Annotated in this window: 4 protein-coding genes; 2 read left to right on the top strand and 2 right to left on the bottom strand. The window is 68.9% G+C overall.

Annotated features, from left to right (window positions below):
- Positions 1–30 precede the first annotated feature (30 nt).
- Both BN984_RS15070 and BN984_RS15065 read left to right on the top strand, forming a co-directional pair.
- The gene (locus BN984_RS15070; RefSeq protein WP_049968552.1) at positions 31–912 is read left to right on the top strand and encodes a DMT family transporter; all 882 of its coding nucleotides are present in this window, start codon (positions 31–33) and stop codon (positions 910–912) included.
- A gap of 139 nt (positions 913–1,051) precedes the next feature.
- Positions 1,052–3,190 (top strand): hybrid sensor histidine kinase/response regulator, encoded by a 2,139-nt coding sequence (locus BN984_RS15065; RefSeq protein WP_049968551.1) that lies wholly within the window; start codon positions 1,052–1,054, stop codon positions 3,188–3,190.
- Positions 3,191–3,217: 27 nt separating this feature from the next.
- Here BN984_RS15065 and BN984_RS15060 read toward each other — a convergent pair whose 3' ends face one another.
- Together BN984_RS15060 and BN984_RS15055 are read right to left on the bottom strand one after the other, a co-directional pair.
- Complete coding sequence (locus tag BN984_RS15060) at positions 3,218–3,703, bottom strand: SRPBCC family protein (RefSeq protein WP_049968550.1); 486 nt, start codon at positions 3,701–3,703, stop codon at positions 3,218–3,220.
- Between the two features lie 106 nt (positions 3,704–3,809).
- Positions 3,810–8,345 (bottom strand): glycoside hydrolase family 15 protein, encoded by a 4,536-nt coding sequence (locus BN984_RS15055; protein WP_049968549.1) that lies wholly within the window; start codon positions 8,343–8,345, stop codon positions 3,810–3,812.
- Between the last annotated feature and the right edge of the window lie 11 nt (positions 8,346–8,356).

Below are 8,356 nucleotides of genomic sequence, written 5' to 3'. Positions count from 1 at the left end.
CGGTAAGCGGACCCCCCGCGACGTGGGGGTGTGTCAACGCCCGACTTCGACGCTCCCATCTCGCCGCTCGCGGGGCTCGGCATCGCCGTCCTCGCGGTCAGCACGAGCGCCATCCTCGTGCGCTGGAGCGCCGCGCCGAGCCTGATAAAGGCCTTTTATCGGGTCCTGTTCACCGTCGCTCTTCTCGCGCCGGTCGCGCTCGTCCGCCACCGCGACGCGCTGGCGACCATCTCGGGACGCGACCTCCTCGCGGCCGGTGGCGCGGGCGTCGCGCTCGCGGCCCACTTCGCGTCGTGGTTCGAGAGCCTCAACCACACGACGGTCGCCGCGAGCGTCACGCTCGTGCAGTCCCAACCGCTGTTCGTCGCTGTCGGCGCGTGGGCCGTCCTCGACGAGCGCGTGAGCCGCCGCACCGCCGTCGGCATCGGCGTCGCGCTCGCGGGCATGGTGCTCATGTCCGTCTCCGACTTCCTCACCGCCAGCGGCGCGCCGCGCCCGCTTCTCGGAAACGGGCTCGCGGTCGTGGGTGCCGTGACGGCCGCCGCCTACGTCCTCACGGGCCGGAGCGTCCGAAGCAGGGTCTCGCTCGTCCCCTACGTGGTCGTCGTCTACACGGTCTGTGCCGCCGCGCTCCTCGCCGTCGCGGTCGGCCGCGGCGACTCGCTTACCGGCTATCCGGCCCGCGAGTGGCTCCTGTTTCTCGGGATGGCGGTCGGTCCGGGTATCTTCGGCCACACCGTCATCAACTGGGCGCTCGCCCATCTCGAATCGAGCGTCGTCTCCGTTTCTCTGCTCGGCGAGCCCGTCGGCAGTACGATTCTCGCGCTCTTTCTCCTCGGTGAGATTCCCACGCTCCCGACCGTCCTCGGCGGGGCGATCGTCCTCGGCGGTATCTACGTCAGCGCGTCTTGACCTGTCCCGCCACGAGAGGGCTGTCCAGCCTCCGAATGGGAGTCCGTCGAAGCGCCTGTTCACCTCCAGCCCCCATGTTGGTTATCGACGCTGATAACCGCGTCACAACGCTCATTACGGTGAGCGGTCGCTACTCCGTATGGACGACGGGTCGGGGGCAGACGTACGTGTCCTCCACGTCGACGACGAACCCAGTCTGACGGACCTCGTGTCGATTTACCTCGAACGCGAGGCCGGCGACGTCGACCTGTCGGTCTCGACGTCGAACTCGGGGGCGGACGCCCTCGAACGACTCCGACAGGAACAGGTCGATTGCGTCGTGTCGGACTACGACATGCCCGATATCGACGGACTGGAGTTCCTCCGCGCGGTCCGTTCCGAACACCCCGACCTCCCTTTCATTCTCTTTACCGGCAAAGGCTCCGAGGAGGTCGCCCGCGACGCCTTCCGCGTCGGCGCGACCGACTACATGCAGAAAGACACCGGCACGGACCAGTACACGGTCCTCGCCAACCGGGTCGTCAACGCCGTCTCGCAGTACCGCGCGAAGGCGGCCTCCGAGCGGTACGGCACCGCCATCGAGGTGCTCGACAGCGGCGTCTACTCGCTCGATTCGTCCGGTCGCTTCACCTCCGCCGACGGCGTCTTCTGCGAGCTCACCGGCTACGACCGGGAAGCAATTATCGGCCGCGAGTTCGCCGACCTCGCCGCCGAGTCCGACGACGAGATTCGCGCCGCCTTCGAGCGAGTCGTCGCCCCTGACGCCCCCGACACGGAACGCTTCGAGACGGTGCTCTCGCCCGGTTCCGCGTATCCGCACGACGACGACCTCCTGTGCGAGGGACACCTCGCGCTCCGTCCCACCGAGGACGACGAGCCCGCGGTCATCGGAACGCTACAGGACGTGACCGAGCGCCGCCGCCGGCGGAACCGCCTGCGCTACGAGACGCGCCTGAAAGACGCCGTCTTGGACACGTCCACCTCGCTGATGAGCGCCGAGACCGACGAAATCGGGACGAAAATCGAGTGGACGCTCCAGTCCGTCGGCGAGGTGGCCGACCTCGACCGCTGCTCGGTCTACCTCTACGACGACGAGACGAACGTCGCCGCGCTGATGCACGACTGGCGCGGCGGCGACCCGCGCGAGCATCCCGCGCGCGTCGCCCTCGAAGACGCTCGCTGGCTGGTCGAACGGCTCTATCGCTTCGAAAACGTCCGGCTCCACCGAGTCTCTGACCTCCCGCCCGAGGCGTCGGACACGAAGCGCGTGCTCACCGACGCCGAGACCGGCGGCTTCGTCGCCGTCCCGATGGTCTCGAAGTGGGCGCTCGTCGGCTTCGTCGTCTTCGACGTGGTCGAGACGAGTCGCTCGTGGACCGACACCGAGGTCGACCTCCTGCGCTCGGTCGCCAACAACGTCACGCACACGCTGGCACGCCAGCGACGCGAGCGCGAACTCCAGCGGCAGAACGACCGCCTCGAAGAGTTCGCGTCGGTCGTCTCTCACGACCTCCGGAACCCCCTCAACGTCGCCAAGGGGTTCGTCGAACTCGCCCGCGAGGAGGACGACGTGACCTACCTCGACCGCGCGCTCGACGGCGTCACCCGGATGGACACGCTCCTCAACGACGTGCTCAAACTGGCCAGACAGGGCCGAAAGGTCGGGGAGACGCGCTCGGTCGCCATCGGGAACGTCGCCGAGCGGGCGTGGAAGGCGGTCGACACCGGCGACGACGCGGTCCTCGTCGTCGAAGACGGCCTCGGGAACACGCAGGCCGACCAAGGCCGGTTCCAACAGGCGTTCGAGAACCTGTTTCGGAACGCCGTCGAGCATGGCTCGACGGGCAACCAGACTACGTCTGGTGACGCTGTGGAACACGGTTCCACAGGCAACCGGACTGCGTCCGGTGACGCTGTCGAGCACGGCTCGACAGGCCGCCGGGATGCTCCCGGCGACGCCTCCGCAGACGGGGCGTCGAAGGACGCGACCGACGAACTGACCGTCCGCGTCGGCCCCACCGAGACCGGTTTCTACGTCGCCGACGACGGCCCCGGCATCCCGACCGACGAGCGCGACACCGTCTTCGAACACGGCCACACGACCTCCGAGTCCGGGACGGGTTTCGGGCTCTCTATCGTCGAGAGCATCGTCGAGGCCCACGGCTGGGACATCGAGGCCACCGCGCCCGAACCCGACCTCGGCGGCGCGCGATTCGAGTTCGACATCGGCGGCGTCCGCTCCGAGGTCGAACCGCGCTTCTCGCTCAGCGACGACTGAACCGTCGGCGCGTCCGACTGCCCGTCTCTATTCTTCTTCCAACAGCCGCTTCGTCTCGGCGTGGCGCGCGCGGAACATCCCCTCGAAGCCGACGCCGCCGAAGACGCCCGCGAGGTCGCCGAGCGGGCCGAACGGCAACTCGTACTCCACGCGGTCTTCGAGAATCGTCTCGTCGCCGTCGGCGACGAAGCGGTGGGTGTGGACCCACCGCGAGAAGGGGCCGCCAACCATGTCGTCACGGAACCACGCCGTTCCCTCGCCCGACTCGCGGTCGAGGATGCGCGAGGTCCATCGCTGGCGCGGGCCGACGCCGAACGGTCGCATCGACATCTCGATTTCCGTCCCGGAAACGAGTTCGTCGGGGTCCTCCTCGCCGTCGGGGCCGCGGACCGACTCGATTTCGAGGTTCATCCACGCCGGGGTGAGCGCCTCCAGTCCGGACACCGCGGAGTGGAACTCCCAGACGCGTTCGAGCGGGGCGGCGATTCGGGTTCGACGCTGGTAGACCGGCATACCCGACCGTTAGGCTGGAGACGGAAAAGCGGTGCTGGCGGAATCGGTCGAAAACGGAAGCAAATCGCCGACCGCGAGAGTCGGTGGCCGGTCGCCTCGCGCCGCCTCAGAGGGTGAAGCGCGAGACGGTCGTGCCGGCTTTCGTCAGGTCTTCGTGGGTCGCCGCGGCGACCGTCACCTGGTTCTCGCCGTACTCGATGGCGACTTCGACTTCGAACGTCCCGTCGTCGGGTTCGACGAGTCGGGTCTCGCCGGGCGTCTTGACCGCGACGACGGCGGCGTCGGTCTGTCCGGTGACGACGAGTTTGTCGCCTTTGAAGCGCGTGCTCACGCGGAGCGACGGCCCGTTCGGGCGGTCGGACTCGGCGTATCGCTCGCGGAGGAACGCGGGCGTCTCGACGGGTTCGCCGGCCTCGACGCCGTGGGCGAGGCGGATGAACTGGGCCATCGACCACGCCAGCGGCGTCGCGCTGCCGGTTCCCTCGCCGAACTCCCAGTTGTAGTCGGTCGCGTGTTCGCGGTCCCAGACCTGCTCTGCGAGCATGCGGCCGGAGTTGGCGAAGGCGGCCATCGTCCGCAGCAGGTTGTCCGGCGCAAGGTCGCCCTCCTCGGTCCCGGCGAGCAGTTCGTACTCGCCGCGCTCGCCGGTGAAGATGGGCCAGAGCCGACCTTTCCCTTTGGCGTCGACGGACCACGGCGCGCCCTCTTCGTCGCGCTCGCGCTCGCCGTAGCCGTCGCCATTGTACCGGTAGAACGCCGGCCCGTGGGGCGTGTCGACGCGGATGGTCTCGTCGACTTCCTTCACGGAGTTCCGGATTATCTCGTCGTCGGCGGACTTGATGCCGAGGCGGGTGAGTTCGAGGAAGCCGGCGTCGATTATCTCGCGCTCGTCGAGCGTCGGCCCGTTGTTCGCGAGCGTCCGCAGGTGCCCGGCGTCGGGCTCGCCGTCGCGGGTGACGCGAACGTAGTACGGCGTGTGCGTGTTGCGGTCGGTGCCGGTCCGCGTCGCGGTCCAGTCGTCGACGCGCTCTGTCCAGTCGTCGGCCAGCGCCAGCCAGACGAGCGCGTCCTCGGTGTGGCCCTCGTCCAGCGCGATTGACGCCGCGCAGCCGAGGCCGGCGATTTCGGCCGCGATGGACGACGGCGAGTAACCGGCTTCCTCCTCCCAGCGCTCCTGTGCGGTCGGCGGCCCGTTCCGCGCGACGTAGTCGGCGGAGTACTTGACGTTCTCGTAGTCGTAGGCCACGTCGTCGAAGGCGACGCCGCGTTCTTTGAGCATGTACGCCATCACCTGCGGGAACGAGATGTTGTCCATCTGCTCGCCGCCCCAGCGGGTCCGCCCGTTGAGGTAGGTGTTCTGCGGGATGAAGCCGCGGTCGTCCTGCTGGTAGGTGTAGATGTACTCCAGCGCGTCGATGGCCGTCTCGACGTCGCCGACGGCCTCGAAGACGGTGAAGACCTGGTAGAGGTCGCGCGACCAGACGAAGTTGTAGCCGTACCCCTTGGCCTCCTCGGCGGGGACGGCCTCGCCCCACGGCACCGACGGCGAGGCGAGCCCCGCGCCGAGGTAGGTCTTGTCCTCGACCGCCCGCAGGCTCATGAGCGAGGTCTTGTACTGCGCGGCGAGTTCGCCGTCGTCGTCGACCGAGCCGGGGAGCTCCTTGTCGGCGAGGAACTCGGCCCACGAGTCGGTGTAGGCCGCCCGGGCCGTCTCGTAGCCGCGGGTGAGCGCGCCGGCCGCCTCGCCCAGCGCGGCGGCGGTGTCGGCGTGTTCGGCGAAGCCGAGCGCCAGCGTCTCGCCGAGTTCGTCGCCCGTGCCGATGCGTCCGACGAGCACGACGTTCTCGTCGTCGACGCGCTCTTGGGCGCTCGGGAGTTCGCCCTTCGAGAAGAAGTCCGCGAGGTACCGCGAGCCGGCGACGCCGACGGTGGCCCACTCGAACCGGCCGGCGGCGGTGAGCGCGATGGCGACGCTGTACTCCCTGCCGTCTTGGTCGATGAGAAGCGGTTCGTGGCCGTCGCCGGCGTCGAACGCGCCCGCGTCGCGGGCGACGAGGTGATAGCTCCCGAGTTGGCCGAGGCGGATGCCGCGGTCTTTCGTCCCGGTGTTCGCCAGCGCCGTGTCGGCGATGGTGTACAGCTCGTAGTCGTCGCCGTCGATTGACTCGAACTGCACGTCCGCGAGCATCGCGTCGTGTTCGGGGTCGATGACGTACTCGACGGTGAGCTCCCACTCGTGGCCGCGACCGTCGCCCGTCTCGGTGACGACGTGGCGGAAGACGAGCGCGTCGTCGTCGACGATTTCGGCCCGGCGTTTGACCGTGTCCGCGTGGTCGTCCCGCCGGGTCTCGTTGTGAGTGCGCGCCGTGTACTCGTCGTCGGGGTCGGCGTCGACGACGAGGAAGTCGAGCGTTCGGAGGTTCATCAGGTCGACCCGCGGGAAGCGGACCTCGGTCAGCGCGCCCTCGGTCAGGGTGAACCAGACGCGCGAGGGGTCTTCGGCGTAGTGGTCGGCGACGGTGCCGATGCCGTACTTCTCGCCGGTCGTCCACCGCGGTCGGTTCTCCGGACCGGTCGGCGCGGGCTTCGGCGCTGGGAGCGCGTCGATGTCGGCGAGGATGGCCGTCGTCTCCATTCGGATGGCGTGGGGCCATCCGAGCGGCGTCGCGCTGTCGAAGCTCCCGTCGTCGAACACCTGTTCGGCGAGGTAGCCCGCCTCGGTCGTGAGGGGGCCGTCGGGTTGGAGCAGTTCGTAGAGATTCGTCGCGCGCTCGACGAACCGGCGGCCGTCCTTGCCGATGCGGTCACAGAGGACGCCGAACTTCGCGGCGGCGTTCGCGCCCCACGCGGTCGAGACGGACCAGACCTTCTCGCCGTCCTGTCCGTCGGCGCGCCAGTAGTCGTCCTCGAACCGGACCAGCCCGGCGACGTCGCCGCGGGGGTTGCGGTAGAGGCCCTTGAGCGTCGCAGCCATGTGTTTGACGAGCCGGTTCGCGGTCTTCGATTCGACCTCCTCGATGTCCGCGTAGGCGTCGATGGCGTCGACGAGGGCGAACGTGGCCGAATCGAGGCGGTCGTCGAGTTCGCCGTTCCGATCGATGCGGAGGGCGTAGACTTCGCGCTCTTCGGACCACAGTTCGTCGAGTCCCTCGTACACCGCGGTCGCCTGCTCGGCGGCGTGCTCGCGGAGGTCGTCGTTCACGGGCGCGGTGGCGACCGTGGCGTACGCTTGGAGGAACGTCGCGGCCGTGTGCGTGAACCGGCCGCTCATGTTCTCCCACGCGTTCTGACAGGGTTTCGGGAGTCCGTCGGATTCGAGACTGCTGTCGAGCCCCGAGACGCCAGCCGCGACGGTCGAACGGATGCGCCCGACGAGTTCGTCGTCGAGTTCGTCGCGGCGGTCGGCGAGGAGCGACGCGAGCGCGGCGACGACGCTCGCGGTCTGGTCGGCCTGGTACTCCTCGTCACCGGAGCCTTCGACGCGGCCGTGGGCCCAGCCGGGGGCGACGGTCCCGTCGACGGCCCAGACGCGGTGAGGCCAGGTGCCGTCTTCGAGCTGCGTCTTGCAGTAGAACTCGGCGCTCGTTCCGAGGCGGTCGCCGAGGCCGAGACTGAAGGCGTCGTCGGCGTGCGCGAGCGCCTGCGTGACCTCGGCGTCGTCGCGGAACCACGTGTAGCCGTAGCCGCCGGAGTGGGCGTAGAACGGGTCGAACTCCGGCCCGGCGATGCGCGCGCCGCTGGGCGCGGTCAGAAGCGACAGCGCCCGGAGGTCGGCGCGGACGATTCGCTCGCGCGGCGTCCCGTCGGGGACGAACACCTCGGCCTGCTCGCGGGCGGCTTCTCGGAGCGCGTCGGCGGTCGCGTGCTGGACCGAACAGTATCTGAGGTCGGCGAGGGCGTCGGTCCGAGCCATCTCGTTGTGGTCCGAAAGCTGGGTGACGAGGGTCGTCCGAGCGGCGCGGCCCTCCTGTTCGAGCGGGGCGCTGACGACGACGTCACCCGAGAGGTGGGTGTCCTCGTAGCGGTCGAGGACGGCTTCTCGCGGGAAGTCGAAACTGTCGTCGGAGAGAATCTCGTCGAACCGCTCGGGTATCTGGCCGCGAACGTCGGTGAGGCCGGTCGACGCGGTGACGTAGTCGTGTTCGTTTCGGTGGAACACCTCGACCGCTTGGGTGTCGTTCGGGCCGCCGGCCTCGTGGATGAGACGGCCGACCCGCGTCTCTCGACCTTCGGGGGCGAAGGTGAGAAAGGCGGTCAGGTGGGCGTCGGTGGGAATCGCGCCGCGAAGCTCGACGTGAGTCACGTGGGCGCGACCGAGCGTCAGGTCGTACTGGTGGACGGTGTACTCCCCGGCGTCGTACTCGGTCTCGACGAGGCTCGTCTCCCGGTAGTAGTGCTGCCGCACGGACTCCAACTCGTCGAACCAGTGTGTCTCGCCGTCCGCCTCGATGCCGAACCGAGAGCGGTCGATACCGTAGAGGCCCGAAAGCGAAGCAGAGTAATCCCGGAGAGACCCATCGAGGCCGACGTAGACGAGCCGGTCCCCGTGACCGGAGAACGCCCCGTCCGAGGTCCGACACTCCTCTGGGAAGCGTCCGCCCCGGTCGCGTTTGTATTCGTTTAAGGCGGTCCGAAGTCGCATAGAGGTAGACG

Source organism: Haloferax prahovense (assembly GCF_000723845.1).
Taxonomy (GTDB): domain Archaea; phylum Halobacteriota; class Halobacteria; order Halobacteriales; family Haloferacaceae; genus Haloferax; species Haloferax prahovense.
The sequence above is the reverse complement of the archived record's forward strand: the minus strand, read 5'-3'. Positions and strand labels throughout refer to the sequence as shown.